Annotated in this window: 15 protein-coding genes; 7 read left to right on the forward strand and 8 right to left on the reverse strand. The window is 31.9% G+C overall.

The window, feature by feature from the left end:
- The first annotated feature begins 36 nt into the window (after positions 1-36).
- Both ACEW8E_RS12660 and ACEW8E_RS12665 read left to right on the forward strand, forming a co-directional pair.
- Positions 37-1,359 (forward strand): sensor histidine kinase, encoded by a 1,323-nt coding sequence (locus tag ACEW8E_RS12660; protein WP_373480710.1) that lies wholly within the window; start codon positions 37-39, stop codon positions 1,357-1,359.
- Positions 1,356-3,017: an ABC1 kinase family protein gene (locus ACEW8E_RS12665; RefSeq protein WP_373480711.1), complete on the forward strand. Its 1,662-nt coding sequence runs from the start codon at positions 1,356-1,358 to the stop codon at positions 3,015-3,017. Before ACEW8E_RS12660 ends, ACEW8E_RS12665 begins: the two co-directional genes overlap by 4 nt.
- A gap of 109 nt (positions 3,018-3,126) precedes the next feature.
- On the opposite strand, the gene ACEW8E_RS12670 is transcribed toward ACEW8E_RS12665, so the two are convergent.
- Positions 3,127-5,835 carry a GNAT family N-acetyltransferase gene (locus ACEW8E_RS12670; RefSeq protein WP_373480712.1) on the reverse strand — a complete coding sequence of 903 codons (2,709 nt, stop codon included), beginning with the start codon at positions 5,833-5,835 and terminating at the stop codon, positions 3,127-3,129.
- 503 nt (positions 5,836-6,338) lie between these two features.
- Between ACEW8E_RS12670 and ACEW8E_RS12675 the strand changes: the two genes are divergently transcribed.
- Complete coding sequence (locus tag ACEW8E_RS12675; protein ID WP_373480713.1) at positions 6,339-7,103, forward strand: alpha/beta fold hydrolase; 765 nt, start codon at positions 6,339-6,341, stop codon at positions 7,101-7,103.
- Here ACEW8E_RS12675 and ACEW8E_RS12680 read toward each other — a convergent pair.
- The 5 genes from ACEW8E_RS12680 to ACEW8E_RS12700 form a co-directional block, all read right to left on the reverse strand.
- Positions 7,084-7,743 carry a class I SAM-dependent methyltransferase gene (locus ACEW8E_RS12680; RefSeq protein ID WP_373480714.1) on the reverse strand — a complete coding sequence of 220 codons (660 nt, stop codon included), beginning with the start codon at positions 7,741-7,743 and terminating at the stop codon, positions 7,084-7,086. The two genes, ACEW8E_RS12675 and ACEW8E_RS12680, sit on opposite strands and share 20 nt — an antisense overlap.
- Positions 7,744-7,761: 18 nt before the next feature.
- Positions 7,762-8,337, reverse strand: coding sequence for a hypothetical protein (locus tag ACEW8E_RS12685; RefSeq protein ID WP_373480715.1), 576 nt, complete (start codon positions 8,335-8,337; stop codon positions 7,762-7,764).
- Positions 8,338-8,414: 77 nt separating this feature from the next.
- A complete protein-coding gene (locus ACEW8E_RS12690; protein ID WP_373480716.1) occupies positions 8,415-9,629 on the reverse strand; it encodes a type II secretion system F family protein in 1,215 nt (404 codons plus the stop codon).
- A gap of 153 nt (positions 9,630-9,782) precedes the next feature.
- Positions 9,783-10,898 carry a type IV pilus twitching motility protein PilT gene (locus ACEW8E_RS12695; RefSeq protein WP_373480717.1) on the reverse strand — a complete coding sequence of 372 codons (1,116 nt, stop codon included), beginning with the start codon at positions 10,896-10,898 and terminating at the stop codon, positions 9,783-9,785.
- A 94-nt stretch (positions 10,899-10,992) separates the two neighbouring features.
- On the reverse strand, positions 10,993-13,035 hold the full coding sequence (locus tag ACEW8E_RS12700; RefSeq protein WP_373480718.1) for a GspE/PulE family protein: 2,043 nt from the start codon (positions 13,033-13,035) through the stop codon (positions 10,993-10,995).
- Between the two features lie 493 nt (positions 13,036-13,528).
- On the opposite strand from ACEW8E_RS12700, the gene grpE reads away from it, so the two are divergent.
- Both grpE and dnaK read left to right on the forward strand, forming a co-directional pair.
- On the forward strand, positions 13,529-14,326 hold the full coding sequence (gene grpE / locus ACEW8E_RS12705; RefSeq protein WP_373480783.1) for a nucleotide exchange factor GrpE: 798 nt from the start codon (positions 13,529-13,531) through the stop codon (positions 14,324-14,326).
- Between the two features lie 87 nt (positions 14,327-14,413).
- Complete coding sequence (dnaK, locus tag ACEW8E_RS12710) at positions 14,414-16,426, forward strand: molecular chaperone DnaK (protein WP_373480719.1); 2,013 nt, start codon at positions 14,414-14,416, stop codon at positions 16,424-16,426.
- On the opposite strand, the gene ACEW8E_RS12715 is transcribed toward dnaK, so the two are convergent.
- Entirely contained in the window at positions 16,408-19,794 is a 3,387-nt protein-coding gene (locus ACEW8E_RS12715) for an EAL domain-containing protein (protein WP_373480720.1), read from the reverse strand. The two genes, dnaK and ACEW8E_RS12715, sit on opposite strands and share 19 nt — an antisense overlap.
- The gene (locus ACEW8E_RS12720) at positions 19,791-20,123 is read right to left on the reverse strand and encodes a hypothetical protein (protein WP_373480721.1); all 333 of its coding nucleotides are present in this window, start codon (positions 20,121-20,123) and stop codon (positions 19,791-19,793) included. The genes ACEW8E_RS12715 and ACEW8E_RS12720 overlap by 4 nt, the downstream gene beginning before the upstream one ends.
- Positions 20,124-20,483: 360 nt before the next feature.
- On the opposite strand from ACEW8E_RS12720, the gene ACEW8E_RS12725 reads away from it, so the two are divergent.
- Positions 20,484-21,443: a 3'(2'),5'-bisphosphate nucleotidase gene (locus ACEW8E_RS12725; RefSeq protein ID WP_373480722.1), complete on the forward strand. Its 960-nt coding sequence runs from the start codon at positions 20,484-20,486 to the stop codon at positions 21,441-21,443.
- Between the two features lie 115 nt (positions 21,444-21,558).
- A complete protein-coding gene (locus tag ACEW8E_RS12730; protein ID WP_373480723.1) occupies positions 21,559-22,896 on the forward strand; it encodes a TrkH family potassium uptake protein in 1,338 nt (445 codons plus the stop codon).
- The last annotated feature ends 3 nt before the right edge of the window (positions 22,897-22,899 follow it).

A 22,899-nucleotide genomic window follows, 5' to 3' on the forward strand; every position in this document is an offset into this window, starting at 1 on the left:
AAACCTTAGCTGTTTAGATTTATACTATATAAAATAATGGATGGTATTTTTGATGATGATCTTGCTACAACCGCAAAAATACTTAAACTAGATCGCTTTTTGATTTTAAGATTTAAGTATGAATATTTACCTATTAATATTCATCTAAAATCAATTCCTTCGGCAATAGTAGAAGTTGTTTATAATTGGCAATTAAACTTAGACGATACCAATGAAAAACAAATTATTTCTTATCAATTATCAGATTCTCCTTTAACTTGTTATGGTTGGCAAAAATCACCTTCTTTGATTAAGATTAAAGATAAAAAACAACTAAATAATTTGAATATAAATAATGATATTTTTGATATTTTTGATTTAACTTTACTTCAATCTTTATTAATTATTCCTCTTTTTGTTAAACGTAATTCTCGAAATTATAAGCCTTTAATTCTTGGTTTATTAGTAATGCAAAACTATCAATCTCGAAGCTGGGAAATATCAGAAATTGAAGTAGGAAAATGGATGGCAAAACAGGTTACATCATCTATTCTTAATCAACAAACTTTGGCAAAAGTTCAATCATTAGTTGATGAAAGAACAACACAACTACAAGTAAGTTTAGATGTACAAGCCAAATTAGGACAAAGAATGCGAGATCATATTGAAGAATTAAAACGTTTAAATATGATTAAAGATGAATTTATTGCTAGTCTTAGTGATGCTTTAAAAACTCCTTTATCAAATATGAAAATGGGGATAAAAATGCTAAAATTAATTAATAAAAATCAACAAAGTATTCGTTATTTAGATATTCTTGAAGATGAATGCGAAAAGGAAATTAATTTGGTTAACAATCTTTTAACTTTACAAGAATTAGAATCAAATAAATTAACTATTGAACATCAAAAAATATATCTTAAACCTTTATTAGATGATTTATATAATTCTTTTTCTCAAGAGTTACATTATAAACAAATAAAATTTATTATTGATAATCAATTAAATTATATTTATACTGACTTAAATAGCATTACTTTAATCATCAAAGAGTTACTTCATAATGCTAGTAAATTTTCTCTTCCCCAAACAGATATTAAATTACGAATTTATCAAGAAAAATCTGATAATATTATCGAAATTAGTAATTATGGATGTTTGATTAATACTGATGAACAAATACAGATTTTTCAACCTTTTTATCAAGGAATACAAATACAAAATATTACTAATAGTGGTACAGGGCTAGGGTTGGCTTTAGTTAAATCTTTAGTACAAAATTTAAACGGTATAATTAATGTTTCTAGTATATCCTTAATTAAATCAAATAATTATCTTAATACTTTTACTCTTATTTTTCCACAATTATCGAATGAATGAGATCTTTACAATATAATTTATCTTGGGATTATCAAAATTATTCTCCTTTTCATCGTCAAGGGGATATTCTACTGGTGACTTTACAGTTTTCTTTCTTTATTTTTATTGATTTTATTCGTCAAAATAAGTCTAGTATTCAATATCAAAAAAGGGCAAAATGGTTAGTAAAAAAGATAATTAAACTAGGTCCTACTTTTATCAAAATTGGTCAGGCTTTGTCAACTCGCCCTGATTTAATTCCCTTAGAGTATATTAAAGAATTTAGTAAGCTACAAGATAGAGTTCCTCCATTTTTATCCAAAGATGCTATTAGTATTATTGAAGAAGAATTAGGAGAAAAAATAGATAATATTTATCATAAGTTTGAACCTGAACCTATTGCTGCGGCTAGTTTAGGGCAAGTTCATTTAGCAATTTTAAACACAGGTGAAAAGGTAGTAATTAAGGTACAAAGACAAGGTTTAGAAAAGTTATTTAAGTTAGATTTTCAAGTTTTAAAAACTCTTATTAGTTTTGGCGATCGCTTTATTATTGGATTTAAAAAATATAATTTAAAATTAATATATGAAGAATTTTTTAGTATTTTATTTGCTGAAATAGATTATATCAAAGAAGGACAAAATGCGGATCGTTTTCGCTTAAATTTCTTAGAAGATAAACGGATAATTGTCCCTAAAGTTTATTGGCAATATACGACAAAAAAAGTTTTAACTTTAGAATATTTACCCGGTATTAAAATTAATGATATAGATACATTAATAGAAAAAAATATCCCCGTTAAACCATTAATTGAATTAGGAATTTGTACTTATTTAAAACAACTATTAATTGACGGATTTTTTCAATCTGATCCTCACCCCGGTAATATGGCAGTTAACAATAATGGTTCAATTATTTTCTATGATTTTGGTGCGATGGCGGAGGTTAAGGGATTAGCACAAGAACAAATGGTACAAACGTTTTTTGCCATGATGCGAAAAGACGCTGATCAAGTTTTAGATACATTAGTATATATGGGATTAATTGAACCTATGGGAGACATGACGGCGATAAAACGCTTAATTAGCTTTTCTTTAACTCGTTTTCTCGATAAACCTGTAGATATTAACGCTTTTCGTGAAATTAGTGCAGAAATCTATATTATGTTTGAACAACAACCCTTCCGTTTACCACCGCAAATGACTTTTATCATTAAAGCCTTAACTACCCTTGACGGTATTGCTCGTAACTTAGATCCACAATACAGTCTTTTGTCCGCCAGTCAACCTTTTATTCGTAATATTGCCCGTTCTACTACACCCAGCAATATAATTGTAACTATTGCCCGTCAAGGAAAAATGTTTCTACAACAACAGTTACAGAAGCCTTCTCGTTTAGAAAACACTATCCAAAATTTTCAAGAAAGATTAGAACAAGGAGAGTTACAAATTAGGATACGTTCTTTAGAAAATGAGAGAATCACAAAAACTATTTATTTAGCTCTTAAAGCCCTAATTTACACTTGTTTAACGGGTTTTTCTTTACTTAATGGCATCCTTCTCATTTCAACTATTTATCACTCATGGGCGGTGATTTTATTCGGATTAACGGGGTTATTTACTTTATTATTATTGCGATCGCTCATTACTTTAACCTTATCAGAAAAATTATTAAAATAGAGAAAATTAACCCTAAATGTAGGGTGGGCATTGCCCACCAATCACCATAAATAGTGTTTAAACCTAATAAAATGGGTAAATTCTATCGGTAACTTTTATGGGTTTTTGCTTAAACAAAATAAATTGCTTTAACTAAATCCATAGTTTTATGCAATTCAAAACCTAATTTTTTACACAGATTTTGCATTCCGTGATTATCAGGTAAAATTTCAGTAATAATAGTCGTAATCCCTTCTTCTTTAGCTATTTTTATCAGATTTTGACCTAATAGTGTCCCTAATCCTTGTTTTTGATAGCTATCCTTGACTAACAAACCTAACTCTGCTTGTTCTGTGTTACCATGTACTCTACTTAGTCTTGCGATCGCCAAAATTTCTTTCTCATTAGTATCTGGATGAGTATAACTAGCAACTAAAGCAATTTCTTGATTATAGTCAATAAAGCAAATACGAGTAAGCCTTTCATGGGAAATCAAAGACTGATGACTAATAGAGTGAAAAAACCGTAAGTAAACACTTTCTTGAGATAAAGCAGTACAAAAACTTACTACTCGTGGTTCATCTTCAGGGCGAATAGGGCGAATTTTGATCTCTTTACCATCGGCTAATTGTGCCATAGAGATATACTGATTAGGATAAGGGCGAATAGCAGGGAAAATTATTTGCTTTTTGTCAATATTTGGCTCATATAATAACACCCTTGCATCTAGGGCGATTAAATTATTTTCCGATACTAATAAAGGATTGATGTCAATTTCTTTAATTAACGGTTGTTCAATAACTAATTGACTAAATAATACCAAAATTTGCTCTAATTGTTCTAAATTAACGGTTTTTCTCCCTCTAACTCCTTTTAAAGCCGTATAAATCTTAGTTTGCTCCATCAATCGCCGTGCTAAAGTACTATTTAATGGTGGAAGTCCGATAGCTTGATCTTGATACACTTCTACTAATTGCCCACCAGTACCAAATAATAATACAGGACCAAATTGATGATCAACGGTGCTACCTAAAATCAACTCATAACCTTCTAGGTGAATCATCGGTTGGATTGTTACCCCTAAAAAGTCACTATCCTTAACTCGTTTTTGAATACCTAAAAAGGCTTGTTTAATATCCTCTTGGCTAGTTAAATTTAACCTAACTCCTCCCACATCAGTTTTATGGGTAATGGTTTCGGAATGGAGTTTCATCACCACAGGATAACCAATTTTTTGTGCAGATTCTATGGCTTTTTCGACATTTTCAGCGATGATAGTGGTAACAGTAGGAATACCATAAGCCTGTAATAACTGCTTAGATTCATATTCCGTCAATAAAGTGCGGTTAGTTGCCTGAGCATGGGCGATAATATTAGTAGCTAAATCCTCATCAATGAGATTATCAGTCTTAGAAAAACTCGGAATTTCATACAATCCCTTCAAGTTATAACTATAACGCCCCATGAGATTAAATAACCTTGCTGCATCATCAGGATAAGGTTGAGTATAAATATTGGCACGATTAAGGATTTCAACCCCCGTGGCAACCCCACTTCCTCCCATCCAACTCGCCAACACAGGTTTATGAGTAATTTTCCCCGTAATTTTCGTTAACTCTTCTGCCGTTTGAGTGGGATCAGTCATGTCTTGAGGAGTTAAAATAACTAATAATCCGTCATTATTATCATCTTTAGCAGCAATTTCCAAAGCCTGTGCATACCTTTGAGGGGTAGCATCTCCTAAAATATCAATGGGATTACTGTGACTCCAATGGGTAGGCAAAATTGCGTTTAATTCTTCTATCGTTGTCTCACTTAAAGAAGCTAATTCTCCTTTTCCCCACGTTAACGCATCAGTAGCTAAAACTCCAGGCCCTCCTGCATTAGTTAAAATAGTCAAACGTCTTCCTTTCGGGCGAGGCTGTTTTGCTAATAAATCCGCCATGTTAAACACTTCCTTGATGGTATCTACCTGTAAAACCCCACAACGGCGGAAGGCAGCAGCCAAGACTTTATCACTGCTACTCAATGCCCCTGTATGAGATGCGGCGGCTTTAGCTGCTTCTTCTGTACGCCCACCTTTAATAACGATAATCGGTTTTGATAAGGCTACTTCCCTAGCGGCGGAGATAAAAGATCGAGCATCACCGATAGATTCCATATATATAACAATACTTTTAGTTAAAGGATCATCACCAAAATAATAGATCAAATCTCCCCAATTTACATCTAACATTGAACCGATGGAGATAAAACCACTAAAACCCAAGTTTTCCTTGATACTCCAATCGAGAATCGAAGTACAAAAAGCACCACTTTGACTGATAAAAGCCACATTACCAGTTTTTGCACTGGTACTAGCAAAACTAGCATTTAAACCCGTAGGAGGACAGATTAAACCTAAGCAATTTGGACCTATAATGCGTAAATTACCTTTTTTGGCTTCTTTTAATATTTCTTGCTCTAATGCAATGCCATCTGCCCCAATTTCCTTAAATCCTGCCGAAATAATGATTGCACCCTTAACCCCAGCTTCAACGCATTCCCTAATCAAATTCGGCACTGTCACCGCAGGAGTGGCAATAACTGCTAAATCAACGATTTCGGGTAATTCTTTAATATTAGGATAAGCCCTAATACCGAGAACATTTTTACGTTTTGGATTGATAGGAAAAACCGTGCCACCAAAAGGATGACTAATCAAATTCCATAATAAAGTGCGCCCAACACTACCTTCTTTTTCAGATGCACCAATTAAAGCAACGGATTTTGGGGCAAACATAAAATCTAAAGGATTATAGTTATACCGCATAATGTCATGAACTTTATCTTTCGCCATAGTATTTACTCCTAATTGATAATAGTAGAGTAGGGAAAACCCACAATAATCACTATATTAAACTTCTTACAGAATTAAAGATCTGTTAAAATTTGGTATTGTTATTGAAGTAAAAAAATATTGTAAAACTATAACACCTCGACTCGTTGTCTAGTGGTAATGACTTTTCTATTTTAAAAAATCCTAACCTAATAGATTTTAATTGTAATTATTGACTAGAGTTACAATGGAGAATAAGTACTCAGACAAAATTAATTGTATGTAAGCAAGGGGTTGAAACCTTTTATTACCAAAGGTTAAAGGCAAATAAAATCTACACATCAAAAACTAAAATACACTGCATAATCAAAAAATTAATGATAATTAGTTGCAATAACTTTTAAAATTAGTTATATTAATAATAACTACTTGATAAATATTATCAATAAGAATCGGTTACTATGTATTAAGCAAGGCTTTTTTCTTGCTGATACTTTTTATTTAGTCATTATTAATTGAGAAGTATGTTCAAAAATCCTGAGATAATTTGGTTAAACACAAACCGTTACTTACTCCGTTTTAATTTACCTATCATCAAATATTTATCAAACTTTGTAAATATTGCTCATTGGGAATATCAACAAAATGAAGATGAAGGTACATCCCTTGATGTGGCGATGAAACTACTGGATGATTATTTATCTTTAATGAATAAACCTGTGCATTTAGTTGGTCATAGTACTTGTGGGTTACTCGGTTTATGGTATGCTCACAAATATCCTGAAAAAGTAAAATCTTTGTCAATTTTAGGAGTAGGTGTTAATCCTGCTTTTGATTGGGTTAGTTATTACTATATGATGCGCAGTAATCTCTCTTGTAGTAAAGAAGTTATCCTCGCCAGATTAGCAAAACATTTATTCGGTTATCAAAATCCTTATTATCAAAAAGCCTTTGTTAAACTCCTAGAAAGAGCATTATTATATTCTTTATCACCTCATTCTCTTTATCAAAGATTTAATTTGCCCATGGGTACAATTTCTCAACCCTTGATGATTTGTGGTAGTAAAAATGATCATATTGTGTGTTGGGAAGAAATGGAAAGATGGCAATGTCATTTAAAACCAGAAGATTATTTATGGCAATGTCCTACTGGTGAACATTTTTTTCATCATTTTCAATATAAATTATTAGCGGAAGAAATGATCAAATTTTGGAGTCTATTATCAGAAAATCAATCAATTTGTAGTAATAATTATCAAGATAAAATCTCTAGTTTTTCAAGTATTTAAGATTTAAAATTTCTGTACCTTTATTTGAATAAGATAAAGTGCGTTTATTTTCTGTTAACCCATATTTGGAAAATAAGTTTAATTCTAAATCATTTAATGGCCAAGGAGGACCTATGGGGGAAGTAACTTTATTCTCACGAAAATGAGTCACTACTAATAAAGTACCTAAAGGTTTAACCATAGAAGAAATTGCTTGGATGACTTTTTCTCGAACATCAAGGGGTAAAGCCTGAATAGTGCGACATTCCCATACTAAATTAAATTGATTTTGCCAAGCACTCGGTAAATTAAATAAATCCGCAGTAAGATAATTAACTTCTGAGTTGGGAAATCGTTTTTTACACCAATTAATGGCTGTAGTTGAAACATCAAAAGCGGTGACATTAAAACCAGTTTGTTGTAAAATTTCTGCATCATCTCCTAAACCACATCCTACCACTAAGGCATTAGATGTCATTCCTGAATATTGACTTAACCATTCAGTTAAATAAGGATTTGGACTTAAATTTGCCCAAGGTATATTTGCAGGGTTTTGATTTGCTTGAGAGTAAATTTCTTCAAACCATCCTGTAGGATTTCCTTTTTGACAATATTCTGATGCTAAGTTATTAATAGTTGTTTGTGAATCTAAATTAGACATATTTTAAGATTTTTCAATTTAACCATGAACATAGGAATTTAAACTATTATCGTTCTTAACTTCTTCCCGAATATACTCTAAATATGGAAGAGAAGTGCCAGATAATCCTTTTTTGATTCTTTCAGGAGTTTCAGGAAAAACAATAAATAATGGATGAATTTTATCCGCTATGTTACTAAACATATGTTCTTGCTCATGAGGCATAATCCATTCATATTCTTTATGAAGATAAATTTGTGATTGTCGCCAACGTCGCAGTAAATCGGAAAAATCTTCTTCTGGGCGATGGATAAAAATTAGTATTTCTACACCCATTTTTATTTTCCATTCAGGATCACACATTAATACAGCAATATCACAAGGAATAGGAGTAACTTCGTTTAAGCACATTTGACTTAAGTTATCCCCTTCTAAAGTTCTTAAATTTTGCACTTTGGCTAAAGGTAAAGGTATCGCAATCACACTGTCACTAGGTCGTCTCATACTTGGTATCATTTCCAAATATTGACGATATTGCCCCAATAAAGAAACAATACCCTCTCGATTGCTATAATCGGCTAATACCGTTTCATAATCTGATTGCTTTATACTCATGATTTTGATTAACTTAAATACGTTTTAATAGGCAAAAATTATAATCAACTGTCAACTATTTGATTTTGATGATTTTTTTATCCTAATTGATCGAAAATTGCAAACATAGGAAGGTACATTGATAATAGAATTGTCCCTACCATCCCCGCAATACCAACCATCATAATCGGTTCAATTACGCTAGTTAAGGCTTTGACGGCTTGTTCTACTTCATCTTCATAAAAGTCAGCTACTTTCATCATCATAGAATCTAATTCCCCTGTTTCTTCCCCAATCATCATCATTTGAATTGCCATGGTAGGAAACACTTTTTTCTCGGCGATGGCCACACTTAACATTCCTCCTTCGAGAATGGCATCTTTAGCTGCACCAACGGCATTAGAAATAACTTTATTAGAAATAGTTTCTTGAACAATATCCAAACATTGTAAAATAGGTACACCAGAACGAGTCAAAGTACCGAAAACTCGACAAAAACGAGCCACAGAACTTTTTTCATTTAAGTCACCAAAAATAGGTGCTTTTAAAGCTAATGTATCGATTTGGATTCGCCCCATGGGAGTTTTATAGTATTGTTTAAAACCAAAAACAGCGCCCATAAAACCAAAAATAGGTAAAACAACCTTCGGACTTCTTAAAAATCCGCTTAAATCTACCATAAATTGAGTTAAGGCAGGTAATTCTGCCCCTAAACCCTCAAAAATACCAGCAAATACAGGAATCAGAAAAATAGTCATTCCTAAAAAAGCTAATACAGCAAAAATTCCTACCGTAACAGGGTAAGCCATAGCGGATTTGACTTGGTTTTGTAAACGAGCAACATCTTCTAATAATTTCGCTAGACGATTCATTACCTCATCTAAAACCCCCCCTGTTTCCCCTGCTTCTACCATGCTTACATAAAGTTGATCAAAACAATCAGGATGCTTCGCCATGGCTTCGGAAAGATTTGTACCTTGTTGTACGTCAGTATTAATAGCCATTAAGGCTTTTTTAAACTTAGGGTTTCCTGACTGTTCGGCTAATACAGACAGAGTACGAACAATAGCTACTCCAGCATTTACCAACACTGCAAATTGACGGGAAAAAATCGCTTTATCTTTCACCGTAACTTTACTCATGGCAGCCTCAATACTAGCCATGTCGAATTCTATTCCTGCTTTTTTGATTTTACCGATGGAAGAAAATCTTTTTTTCAGGATTCTTTTTGCTTCTTCTTGACTATCTGCAACGACTCTTTCTTCAAGAATGTTACCAGATCTATCTTTAACTTGAACAATAAAAGTAGCCATATATTTAATTAGGAATTAGGAATTAGGAATTAGGAATTAGGAATTAGGAATTAGGAATTAGGAATTAGGAATTAGGAATTAGGAATTAGGAATTAGGAATTAGGAATTAGGAATTAAAAGTCAATCCTAGATTCTAAATTCTAAATTCTCCACTTATCTTTTCCTTGTCGTTGTTGCCACATTACCATCCATACCACTACCAGCTAATAGACGTTTTAATTCGTCAGGTTTACCACTTTTTGCTAATCCCTCTTCTAAACTAATTGTACCTGTTTTGACATACCCAGCTAAGGCTTGTTCCATGGTTTGCATTCCTAATTTACCTCCTGTTTGAATGGCTGAATAAATTTGTGGTGCTTTTGCTTCTCGAATTAAGTTGGCGATCGCAGGGGTAATAATCATAATTTCTTGAGCCATAGCACGACCAAATTCACCCGGTTTGGGATTTTTCTTTTTAGCTAAAGTTTGGGCAAAGACGGCTAATAAAGAGTTAGACAACATGGCTCGAATTTGAGCTTGTTCAGCAGCAGGAAATACATCAATAATACGATCAATAGTACCAGCAGCGGAGCTAGTATGAAGAGTACCGAAAACAAGGTGTCCTGTTTCTGCAGCACTAATAGCAAGAGAAATAGTTTCCAAATCTCGCATTTCACCCACTAGAATAATATCAGGATCTTCTCGCAAAGCAGCTTTTAAAGCATTACCAAAAGTTTTAGTATCTTCTCCTTTTTGTCGTTGATGAAATAAGCTATTAATGTTAGGGAAAACATATTCAATGGGATCTTCTACCGTTAAAATATGTTCAGCACGGGTACGATTAATTAAATCTAACATCGCCGCCAAAGTTGTAGTTTTACCAGAGCCTGTTTGTCCTGTAACCAGAATTAAACCTCTGGGGCGATCAGTCATTTCTTTGATAATATCAGGTAATCCTAATTGATCATAGTTAGGAATTTTAGAGGATAAAGCCCGTAAACAAGCCGCATAACAACCTCTTTCTTTATAAACATTAACTCTAAATCGAGCTAAACCTTTAACACCATAAGAACAATCTAACTCCCATTCTTGTTCGAGAGTTTTTCTTTGAGTATTATTTAACATACTGAAAATCAGTTTTTGACATTCTTGAGGATTAAGAGGTTCATCACCGATGGGAGTAAGTTTACCACTAATACGGAAATAGATAGGCGCACCAGCTTGAATGTGCATATCCGAACCGCCTAACTCCACCAATTGCTCCATCAAATCTTCGATCATTACTTCCATAACTTCATGCTCCGCAATCTAAAATTTAATTTCAATATAACTCAATTAATAATCAGAAATTAATAAAAATATATTCTCCTGTTATGTCTGAAAGTTAGCTAAAACGGGGAGTCATACAATAAGGACAATCTAACCATTGTTGTTCTAGTTCCGCATCACAATTACTACACACTAAAGATGTTTTCCGTTTTGCTTTTAATTCAGCTTCTAAACCTGAGTCAGTAAATGTTACCCTTTCCACTTCTTCTAAGGTTGTATGTCCTTGGCGTACTAAATTAAGACTATAAGCCAAAATAGTTGTCATGCCTTCTTCTACTGCAGCTTCTTTGATCATATCAGTAGTTGCACCTTGGTTGATGAGTTTTTCTAACCTTTCACTCATAACCATAAATTCATATACACCAACCCTGCCTTTATAACCAGTACCACCGCACTTCATGCAAACTGTACCGTTAGCAGCCGCCGCTTGTAACTCTTCTCCTTTTAAACTTTTGGCACGATAAAAAGTCACGGATTCTTCATTAGCTGCTAATAGTCCATAACGAGCTAATTCTTCTCTAGTGGGATTATAGGCTTCTTTACATTCACTACAAACTCGACGCATTAAACGTTGTGCTAAAACCCCTAATAATGCACCCGAAATCATAAAGGGTTCAACTCCCATTTCATCTAAACGAGCGATAGCACCAGCAGCATCGTTAGTATGTAAAGTAGTTAAAACTAAGTGTCCTGTTAAAGCAGCTTCGATAGCTGTTTTAGCGGTTTCAGCGTCTCTGGTTTCACCCACAAGAATAATATCAGGATCTTGACGCATAAATGCCCGTAGAATAGAAGCAAAGTTCATGCCTTTTTCTCGAATTACCTGTACTTGAGTAATACCAGGTAAAGCATATTCGATGGGATCTTCAGCCGTACTAATATTAACTCCCGGTTCATTTCTTTCTGCTAAAACAGAGTATAAACTGGTGGATTTACCAGATCCTGTTGGCCCTGTAACTAAAATTAAACCAAAAGGACGACTAGCAATATCCCTTACTTTAGCTAAAGTTTCTTCGTCACTGATAAGGAAGTTTAAACCTAACTGAGTAGCAGAGTTATCAAGAATTCGTAAACAGACTTTTTCCCCGTAACGACTGGGTAAAGTATTCATGCGAAAATCTACAGTACGTCCTTGAAATTTACGCCGAATCTTGCCATCTTGAGGTAAACGACGTTCAGATATATCTAATTCTCCCATAATTTTGAAACGAGCTGTTACCGCCGCAATAATATGTTTAGGAAGGCTGAAATATTCTCGTAAAACACCATCTTTACGCAAACGGACTCGGAAATTTTCTTCTTGAGGTTCAACATGAATATCAGATGCCCCCTCTTGTATGGCTTTAATTAAAATTTTGTTAACTAATTCAATGATAGGTGCTTGGTTTGCTTCACTATCGGAAGCTAAATCGTCTCCCCCTTCTCCATCTGCTTCGTCTAAACTACTACTACCTAAATCATCAACAATACCACTAACATCTCCTAATCTTTCTAACTCTTGTATCTTGTCTTTAGCTTCTTTTAATTTTTGTCTTTCTTTTTGTTCTTGATAATATTTTTGTAATAATTTATCGTAATCTTCTTCCGTAATAACAATTCTCTGTAATCCTAATCCTTTTGAGCGTAATATTTTTTTAACATCATCTAATGCCTGTAAATCATCAGGATTAATCATGGCAATAACTACCATAGGGGGATCTTCATTGATTCTGTGTAAAGGCAGAAGTTTATGACGACGACAAATTTGAATTCCCACCACTGATTCAATTAAATCCGTCATTTGTTCCGAGGCAATCTCTTCTGATTCAGGATCAACACAGTCAACACCATATAAAATTTTTAATTCAAAAAGATAATGTTGTTTATATTGTCTAACTAACTCAGGAGATAAAGCTCTTTGAGTCATTTGTTCTAACACTTTTACCAGTGGTTTTCTGGATTTTCTAACTTCTACTAAAGCATTTTTTAATTGATCTTTATCGATATAACCAGATTGAATTAATTTATTACCAAAAGGGTTAAAATAATCAGGACTTACTAAGGCAGTTTTTAGTTTTTCCTGTTTTTGATTAGAAGAAGAAATAGGTGTTTGAGTCATGATTTTATTGAGAATATTAAGTTACTTTGACAAGGAATAAAATTTGATGATTATTGGAGTTAATTATTTAGATAAGTATAAGATTTGAGATTTTAAATATTAGTAAATTATAGTTTATGTAAAAGAAAATTTAACTATAAAAAAATCAAGATAATTTTCTTATTAATAAGATTTTTATTATTAGTTTTGCCATATATATACATTAAGAATCATCATAGACAAAAATTACCATGATCCATGACTAAGTTAAATTATCTATAATTATCAAGGAATATAGATAAAGTTATCTTGAGATTGTTCACATTGGTGAAAAGTAAAGACGAAATAGTTTTTTTTATTTTTATATATTATCATAATGAAGAAAATTTCAAGATCTCATTAATTTTGTTAAATTTATCCCAATTCTAGTAAAATATATTAGTGACATTGATTTTGAGAAAATAATTTTCTTTTATTCAGTATCATTTAAGTATAAAAAAATATTGCAGTTATGATGAGTGAAACAGACAACTACCCTGATTTAGAAAAAGAAACAGATATTGTGAATAATGAAGAATTTTTGTCAACTCCCGAAGCTACCAACGAGGATGATTCCACAGTATTGGAAACGGATTTTGAATCAGCTCAAACTGTTGATGAGTCGAATCAAGACATCATGGGAAAAGATTCTCCAGAAGGTGAAACAGAAAACACCGATTCTGACAATAATGTGATAGATGAAGTTACTCAAACTCAAATTACTTCTTTAGAAAAGGAAATTGCTTCCTTAAAAACACAGTTAGAAACGCAAAAAACCCAAACTAAAGACTTTAAAGATCAGTTTCTCAGATTAACTGCTGATTTTGAGAATTTTCGTCGTCGCACCAGTAAAGAAAAAGAAGAGTTAGAGCAAATAATTAAGAAAAAAACTATTAATGAATTACTGCCAGTAGTTGATAATTTTGAACGGGCTAGAACTCAAATAAAACCAGCTAATGATGGTGAAATGACTATTCATAAGAGTTATCAAGGAGTATATAAAACCTTTGTGGATAGTTTGAAAAAAATTGGTGTGTCGGCTATGCGCCCTGAAGGAGAACTTTTTGATCCTAATTATCATGAAGCAATGTTGAGAGAACCCACTAAGGAATATCCTGAAGGTACAGTTATTGAACAATTAGTTAGAGGTTATCTTCTTAATGACATAGTATTACGTCATGCTATGGTAAAAGTAGCGGCTCCATCAGAGGAAGAATCGGAAACAGAATTCATGGATACCGATGAAAATATCTCTGAAGCAAAACAAAGCTAAAAATATAGATACTCAGTTTTAGGTTCTGGGTATAATGAGATCACAAACTAAGTTCAATCATAAAGTAAATCGTCATCACTTTTAGCTATGGGAAAAGTAATCGGAATAGATTTAGGCACAACCAATAGTTGCGTTGCCGTTTTAGAAGGCGGTAAACCCATTGTCATCACTAATCAAGAAGGATCAAGGACAACTCCGAGTATTGTTGGTTTTGGCAAGGGTAATCAACGGTTAGTTGGTCAATTAGCTAAAAGACAAGCGGTGACAAATGCAGAAAATACTATTTACAGTATTAAACGTTTTATCGGACGTAGGTGGGAAGAAACTCAACAAGATAGAACTAGAGTTACTTATAACTGTATTCAAGGAAAAGACTCTACGGTATCGGTGGATATTCAGGGTAAAAGTTATACCCCCCAAGAAATTTCTTCGATGATTTTACAGAAGTTAAAAAATGATGCGGAGACTTTTCTCGGTGAAACCGTTACTCAGGCAGTGATCACCGTTCCGGCTTATTTTACTGATGCTCAAAGACAAGCAACGAAAGATGCAGGAGTGATCGCTGGTTTAGAGGTAATGCGGATTATCAATGAACCAACGGCGGCGGCTTTAGCTTATGGATTAGATAAACAAGAAGAAGATCAATATGTATTAGTTTTCGATTTAGGTGGTGGAACTTTTGATGTTTCTTTGTTACAACTAGGGAATGGTATTTTTGAAGTCGTCTCAACTTCTGGGAATAATCAACTAGGAGGAGATGATTTTGATGCGGTGATTGTTGATTGGTTGATCAATAAATTTAAACAACAGGAAGGCATTGATTTACGTTCAGATAAAATGGCAGTTCAACGTCTGCGAGAAGCAGCGGAAAAGGCAAAAATAGAATTATCAAATTTGTCAGAAACTTCCATCAATTTACCTTTTATTACGGCGGATGAGAGTGGTCCGAAACATCTGGAATTAGAGTTATCTCGACCACAATTAGAGGAATTAATTCAGGACTTAGTAGCTGAGATTGTTCCTCCTATGGAACAGGCTTTAAAAGATTCTGAGTTACGTCGTGAACAAATTAATCGTATTGTTTTAGTAGGTGGATCAACTCGGACTCCCGCTATTTCGGAAAAAATCGAAGAATATTTCGGTAAAAGTATCCCTATTGATCGCTCTATTAATCCCGATGAAGCGGTGGCTTTAGGGGCGGCTGTACAGGGTGGAGTTTTAGGGGGAGAAGTGCGTAATTTACTGCTTTTAGATGTAACTCCTTTATCTTTAGGATTAGAGACTTTAGGAGAAGTTTTTACAAAAGTAATTGATAGGAATACAACTATTCCCACCAGTCGCACTCAAGTATTTTCTACGGCTATTGATGGACAAAATTCTGTGGAAGTTCATGTGTTGCAGGGCGAAAGGTCAATGGTAAAAGATAATAAAAGTTTAGGGAAGTTTTTGTTAACGGGTATTCCACCCGCGCCTAGAGGTATTCCTCAAATTGAGGTTTCTTTTGATATTGATGTGGATGGTATTTTAAAAGTATCTGCTAAGGATAAAGGTACTGGTCAAGAACAAAGTATTCTTATTAGTAACACTGGTGCTTTAAGTTCTTCGGAAATTGATACCATGAAGCAGGAAGCGGAAAGATTTGTTAATGAAGATCGTCGTAGAGTTCAACTGGTAGAAATCAAAAAACAATTAGATAGTTTGATGTATAGTTATGAGTTGACTTTAGAAAAAAATCCTCATCTGATTAATTCTGATTTGAAAAATAAAATAGAGGTAAATAAGCGTAAAGTTGACGAAGCGATCGAATCGCCGTTAATTCCTGTTACACAAGTAGAACAATTAATGAGTGATTTTCGTAATATGATAGTTAATATTGGCGCTCAAGCCTATCAATCAACTCAAGAACCTACTATTGTTAATAGTTTTGATGAAGAAGAACAAGGTACTCTTTATGAAAGTTTAGATAGTGATGATGAGTTTAAGAGTATTGAAGATGAGATTTTAAGCGGTTTAAGTCAAATTTCGGAAGACCCTAACGATTTTGATTTTGATTATGATAAAGATGAGACTATTACGGGAGATTATGAAACGGTAGATTGACAATTATATTTTTCTAACTCTTTTTCAATAAATTCCGTGGCACTTTTAGCGTTGACGGGTTTTGAATATAAATATCCTTGTCCATAATTACAGTTAATATTGGTTAAAATTTGCTCTTGTACTGTTGTTTCTACGCCTTCTGCTACAACATCGAGGGAAAGATTATGCGCTAAGGTAACGATAGCCTCTACAATAGGATGTTTTTGATCAACACGAATTAATGGTTGAATAAAAGCACGATCAATTTTAAGGGTGTTAAAAGGCAGATGATGAAGATAACTTAAAGAAGAGTATCCCGTACCGAAATCGTCTAAAGAAATTTTTAAATTACGTTCTTGAATTTGATCTAAAATTTCCTTGGCATGATCATAATTATTCATTAAAATTGTTTCGGTAATTTCGATTTTTAATAGATAAGGATTAACTTTTGTGGTGGCTAAAATATCGTCTAATTCTGCTAAAAAATTGAGATTAAGTAATTGTTTACTCGATACATTAACCGCAGTAAATAACTTTAATTGAGGATATTTATTTTCCCATTCTTTAATTTGTTTTGCGGCGGTGTCTAAAATCCACTTTCCTAAAGAAATAATTAATCCTGTTTCTTCAGCAATGGGGATAAATTCTACTGGTGAAATAAAGCCATGAATAGGACTAATCCAACGTATTAATGCTTCAAATCCTGCTATAATTCCTGTTTTTAAGTCTATTATCGGTTGATAATATAATTCTAATTCTTCATTTTCTAAGGCTTTTCTCAAGTCAGATTCTAAACTTAATCTTTTGACTAAATCTCTGTGCATGGTAGGGTTAAATACACGGTAACAATTTCTACCATTTTCTTTAGCTTGATACATGGCTAAATCAGCGTCTCTAATCATTTCTTCGGATTTTACATAACCAAATGAGCTAAAAGTAATTCCAATGCTAACAGAACAAGATACAGAATGCCCATGAAGAATGGTATTAAATTTACAAGAGTTAAGAATATTGGTGGCAATTTTATAGGTTTCTTCTTCTGAGATTATATCGGGTAAAAAGACAATAAATTCATCTCCGCTAATTCTGGCAACAGTATCATTTATACTTACACAATTTACTATTTTATCGGTTACTAAGATTAATAATTCATCACCGATTTTATGCCCTAAACTATCATTAATTGTTTTAAAATTATCAGCATCAATTAAAAAGATTGCACAGAAATTTTGATTATAATGACTACTTCTATTTAAAAATTGTTTTAATCTATCTATTAAAAGAAAACGATTTGGTAAACCTGTTAATTTATCATGAAAAGCATCATAAAAAATTTGTTCTTCCATGAATTTTAACTCAGAAATATCGATAATTTGTTGAATAAATTGGATTATTTCTCCTCGATTATTTCTTAAAGCTGTAACGTTGACAATGGTATGAACTACTGAACCATTTTTAGCTAAAAACCGTATTTTTTGACTGTCTTGATCTAAATATTCTGTAATAATTTTTTGTTTAAATAGTTCACATTTTTCTCGATCATCAGGATGAAAAATAGAGGTTTCCCTTTGGTTAATTATATCTGATAAAGGATATTCTAAAAGTTCAAATAAAGAATGATTTACTTGGATAATATTTCCTTCTAAATTAGTAATCATCATACCAATAGGTGCAAGTTCAAAAATTAGACGAAACTCTTCTTCACTCTTTTCTAAGGCTTTTTGAATTTTCGTTTTCTTGGTAATATCAGTAATGATTCCATCAATTCTAACTATTTTTCCTTCTTCATTATAAACAATATGCGCTCTATCTCTGATATATTTTTCTTCTCCATTGGCTAATAATATTCGATAATCTATATCGTGAGATTTCTGGTTATCTCCTAATAATGAAATATTCAATAAGTTAGAATAAATTTCTTTAATTTGTTGCTTTTGTTGTGGATGTACTAATTCTAACCAATATGCTCTTTTTTGGAAAAAATTAGATAATGGACAATTAAATAATACCTCTGCAGCAGGATTTATGTAAATTAATTGTAATGTATGGGGATGAATTGACCAAATAACATCTTCTAAAGAAAAAAGCATATTATTTAGTCTTTCTTGACTTTCTTGTAAGGCAATATTAATTTGTTGTTTTTCTAAGTCTGTTTCTTCTTTTAAAATAATTCTTGCTATAGCTTGATTAATAAATTGAATTACTGTATCTTGATAAGTGGAATTAAATTCTAATTCTTGAATACTAAAAAAGTGAATAACTCCATAAATATTTTCATTAATAAAAATAGGGCTACCTATATAACAATTAATATTAGAATCTAAAAATAATGGTTGATTTAATAATTGATTTAATTGAGTATTATTATTAAATTTGTTATGATAAGTTGTTTTACCTTCAATAAATATTTCTTTATTTAATGAGTTGATTAAATAGTTATCCTCCCATGATATATTAAAATCTGGTAAGTTATTATAGGACGCAATGACATTATAATCATCGGGAAAAACCTCCGTAATTATAGCTAAATTAAGATTTAGAATAGGACTAATTTTTTCTAAATAATAGTTAAGAGGATTATAAATATTATCATAATTAATATTATTAAGTTCATTTATCCAACTTAATTGATTATTAAAAGATTCTAATTCTTGAGTTTTCTTTAATAAATTTTCTTGTGCAATATGCTTTTCTGTAATGTCATTTTGTATGCCTAAAAAATGGGTAACTTCTCCTTTGTTATTATAAATAGGAGAAATGTGAATTTCATTCCAAAATAACTCACCATTTTTACGATAATTAGATAAAATAACTCTAGTTTCATATTTTTGTGCAATAGCTTGTCTTAACTTATCAATTTCTTTTTTATCTGTCATTTCTCCTTGTAAAAACCGACAATTTTTCCCTAATACTTCTTTACTAGAATATCCTGTAATTTTTTCAAATCTAGTATTTACATAAATAATAATATTACCTTTTCTTGCATCCGTAATAATTAAGCCATTTGTACTGCTATCGATACTTCTTTCTAAAATACTTAATTTCTCTAGTTGGGATGTTTTTTTGATACTTTCTTCTATTAGTTTTAATATCGATTCTATAAACTGTATTTCTTGAGTATTAAAATTATTATTTTCTTCTAATATAAATCCTAAGATAGCTTTTATTTGATTATTCAGAGGATTAATTATTTTAAAATTAATTTCAGATTGAAAAGACTTTCCTGTGTTTATTATTAGTGAATTTATCTTCAGATTTAACAATTTTTGATTGTCAATTAATAAATCATCATCTGTTTTTAAATATTCTATTAATTCATCGCTTAATTCTTCAATTTCATAATTATTAATTTTATTCTCTTTCCATCCTTTTCCACCCCTTAAAATCATTTTTTTTCATCGGGAATACATTCTAATAAATAGCTAAACTGAATATTTAATGTTTCACTAACTATTTTCGTTATTTCTTGATAAATATTTTGTATATCAAGAGAATTAATCATGACATTTTGAGCTTTTAATAAAGCTACATCATACTTATTTTCATTTATAGTTTGATACTCTTTCTCTTGATAATTTGATAGATAATGTTTATAAGTATTTTTTTCGGTAATTAAATTACAGTTAATTTTTCTAAGTTTATTAATCTGAAGAATAAAAATAAAGTTTATTAATATAAGAAAAACTATAATAACTGAAAATAGTAAAATATAATTCATATTTAATGATGACTTAATAAATAAATTTTTACGTGAGTTAATATAAAGACATTAATTAAACCAATAATTAATTATCAAAATCTTATCAAGATAATGAATCAAAAAAATTATTTCACTTAATAAATGATTCTACTATACCAATATTTGACGAATAACTATAACAATTATACTATAAAAGGTTTGCTCTTATTTGATTAATTTATAGATAAGATTCTAAGATTTTTATTAAACAGAAATATTTGAAGATGTTTTTAAGTCCATAATCATAATTTAGCAAAAAAATAAATATTTCTCTATGGCTATAGTCAAAAATTGGTTAATCATTGATAATGAAGTATTATTCATCAATTATAAAAATCTATGGCTTATCAATTAGAAAAAGAAACGGCTATTTCTGCGGTAATAAAGGCTGCTAAATTATGTCAACAAGTGCGCAAAGACATTCCTCCAGCTTTGGAAAAACAAGATAAAAGCCCTGTTACTGTTGCTGATTTTGGTTCTCAAGCTATAATTTGTAAAGTATTAAAAGAAGTTTTCCCCGATATTCCCATCGTTGGGGAGGAAGATTCCAAGGAGTTACGACAAGAAACTTCTCAAGATACCATCAAAAAAATAACTACTTATGTACAAGAAATTATCCCTTCTGCTAAAGTTGATCAGGTTTTAGATTGGATAGATTATGGTAATGGTACTGTTAGTCATCGTTTTTGGACTTTAGATCCTATTGATGGCACAAAAGGGTTTTTACGTCAAGATCAATATGCGGTTGCTTTAGCTTTAATTGAAGATGGAGAGGTAAAATTAGGTATTTTAGGTTGTCCTGCGTTAACCTTAGATAGTGGTGATACAGGATTTATTTTTGTCGCTGTTAAAGGAGAAGGTAGTTATAAAATGTCTCTATCTGGAGGTGACATAACCAAATTACAGGTAGTTAGTAATGATGATATTAGTCGTTTTCGTTTTGTAGAAAGCGTTGAAGCCAATCACGGTGATCAAATTCAACAAAATGCGATCGCCAAAAAAGTAGGTATAACCACTGATTCGGTGAGAGTAGATTCCCAAGCTAAATATGGTATTGTCGCAGCAGGAGAAGCCGCTTTATATTTGAGATTACCTTCCCCTAAATATCCGAATTATAGAGAGAACATTTGGGATCACGCTGCTGGGGCCATTGTCGTGGAAGAAGCTGGAGGAAAAGTTACTGATATGTATGGAAAACCCCTTGATTTTGCTACTGCCAGTAAAATGAATGATAATCGAGGAGTGGTAGTTAGTAACGGCTTAATTCATGATTCAGTTATTCAAGCCTTAAATAATTAGAAGAGGAGAAGAGGAGAAGGGGAGAAGAGGAAAAGGGGAGAAGAGGAAAAAATGCTTAATTTATTTTTACCCTTTGCCTTTTTTCATTGTCAATTATTAACTGTTAATTATTAATATGACTATTGCGAGAACAATTTGTCTAGGTTTTATTGCTGTAATTTTATTAGGTACATTATTATTAATGATGCCTTTTTCTACAGAAACAGGAGAATGGGGAGGTTTTATTACTGCCTTATTCACTTCAACATCCGCCGTATGTGTAACAGGCTTAATCGTAGTTGATACAGGTACTTATTTTTCTTTTTGGGGGGAATTATTTATTACTTGTCTTATTCAAATAGGTGGCTTAGGTTATATGATTACCACCACCTTTTTAATACTATTGATTGGCAAAAAGTTTGATTTTAGACAAAAAATCGCTATAAACGAATCATTTGATCGTCCATTTCTTCAAGGAAGTCGCAATTTAGTCATCTCAGTCTTTGCTACGACATTTATCTTGGAATTGATAGCAATAATGTTCTTATTTCCCGTATTTACTAATGATTATGGTATGAAACAAGGATTATGGTTAGCCATTTTTCATACTATTAGCGCATGGAATAACGCAGGATTTAGTCTATTTGTAGATAGTCTTATTGGTTATAAAACTTCTGTGGTTGTCAATTTAGTCATTACCTTTTTAATTATTTTGGGGGGTATTGGTTATCAAGTCATCATTGAATTTTCTTTTTGGGTGATAGAGAAAATTAAAAATAATAAAAAACACATACAAGATTTTTCTCTTAACTTTAAAGTTGTTATTACCACCACTATTGTTTTATTATTATTCGGTACAACAGCATTTTTCCTAACGGAATTTCATAATAATGAGACTTTTGCTTCCTTATCTTTATCCGATAGAATTATCGCATCTTGGTTTCAATCTGTAACTACACGAACTGCTGGTTTCAATTCCATTGATATTAGTAAAATGACTACTGCTGGTTTATTTATTTCTATTGGTTTAATGTTTATTGGTGCAAGTCCAAGTGGTACTGGTGGAGGTATAAAAACTACGACTTTAAGCATCTTGATGAATAGCACTAGAGCCGTATTACGAGGTAAAGAGGCGGTAATTTTACATAAAAGAGAAGTACCAGTATCTTTAATTTTAAAAGCAATGGCGGTAGTTTTTGGTTCAATGATAACAGTAGTAACAATTACTCTAACAATTTCGTTAATTCATCCAGATTTCTCTTTCCTTGATATTTTATTTGAAGTAGTTTCTGCCTTTGCTACCGTTGGCTTATCTACAGGTATCACCGCTAGTTTATCAACATTGGCAAAATTAGCATTAGTTTTTACCATGTATTTAGGACGAGTAGGAGTATTATTATTTATGGCAGCTATTGTAGGAGATCCTAAACCTAGTCGTATCGAGTATCCTGAAGAAAATCTGTTAGTAGGTTAAAAT

The organism is Geminocystis sp. (assembly GCF_041753295.1).
Lineage (GTDB): Bacteria > Cyanobacteriota > Cyanobacteriia > Cyanobacteriales > Cyanobacteriaceae > Geminocystis.

Bases quoted from the DNA above. Each gene is read 5' to 3' on its own strand.
- ACEW8E_RS12670 (WP_373480712.1), bottom strand. From the start codon at position 5,835: ATGGCGAAAGATAAAGTTCATGACATTATGCGGTATAACTATAATCCT.
- ACEW8E_RS12725 (WP_373480722.1), top strand. From the start codon at position 20,484: ATGGCTTATCAATTAGAAAAAGAAACGGCTATTTCTGCGGTAATAAAG.
- ACEW8E_RS12730 (WP_373480723.1), top strand. From the start codon at position 21,559: ATGACTATTGCGAGAACAATTTGTCTAGGTTTTATTGCTGTAATTTTA.
- ACEW8E_RS12680 (WP_373480714.1), bottom strand. From the start codon at position 7,743: ATGTCTAATTTAGATTCACAAACAACTATTAATAACTTAGCATCAGAA.
- ACEW8E_RS12690 (WP_373480716.1), bottom strand. From the start codon at position 9,629: ATGGCTACTTTTATTGTTCAAGTTAAAGATAGATCTGGTAACATTCTT.
- grpE (WP_373480783.1), top strand. From the start codon at position 13,529: ATGAGTGAAACAGACAACTACCCTGATTTAGAAAAAGAAACAGATATT.
- ACEW8E_RS12675 (WP_373480713.1), top strand. From the start codon at position 6,339: ATGTTCAAAAATCCTGAGATAATTTGGTTAAACACAAACCGTTACTTA.
- ACEW8E_RS12700 (WP_373480718.1), bottom strand. From the start codon at position 13,035: ATGACTCAAACACCTATTTCTTCTTCTAATCAAAAACAGGAAAAACTA.
- ACEW8E_RS12660 (WP_373480710.1), top strand. From the start codon at position 37: ATGGATGGTATTTTTGATGATGATCTTGCTACAACCGCAAAAATACTT.
- ACEW8E_RS12715 (WP_373480720.1), bottom strand. From the start codon at position 19,794: ATGATTTTAAGGGGTGGAAAAGGATGGAAAGAGAATAAAATTAATAAT.
- ACEW8E_RS12695 (WP_373480717.1), bottom strand. From the start codon at position 10,898: ATGGAAGTAATGATCGAAGATTTGATGGAGCAATTGGTGGAGTTAGGC.
- ACEW8E_RS12685 (WP_373480715.1), bottom strand. From the start codon at position 8,337: ATGAGTATAAAGCAATCAGATTATGAAACGGTATTAGCCGATTATAGC.
- ACEW8E_RS12720 (WP_373480721.1), bottom strand. From the start codon at position 20,123: ATGAATTATATTTTACTATTTTCAGTTATTATAGTTTTTCTTATATTA.
- dnaK (WP_373480719.1), top strand. From the start codon at position 14,414: ATGGGAAAAGTAATCGGAATAGATTTAGGCACAACCAATAGTTGCGTT.
- ACEW8E_RS12665 (WP_373480711.1), top strand. From the start codon at position 1,356: ATGAGATCTTTACAATATAATTTATCTTGGGATTATCAAAATTATTCT.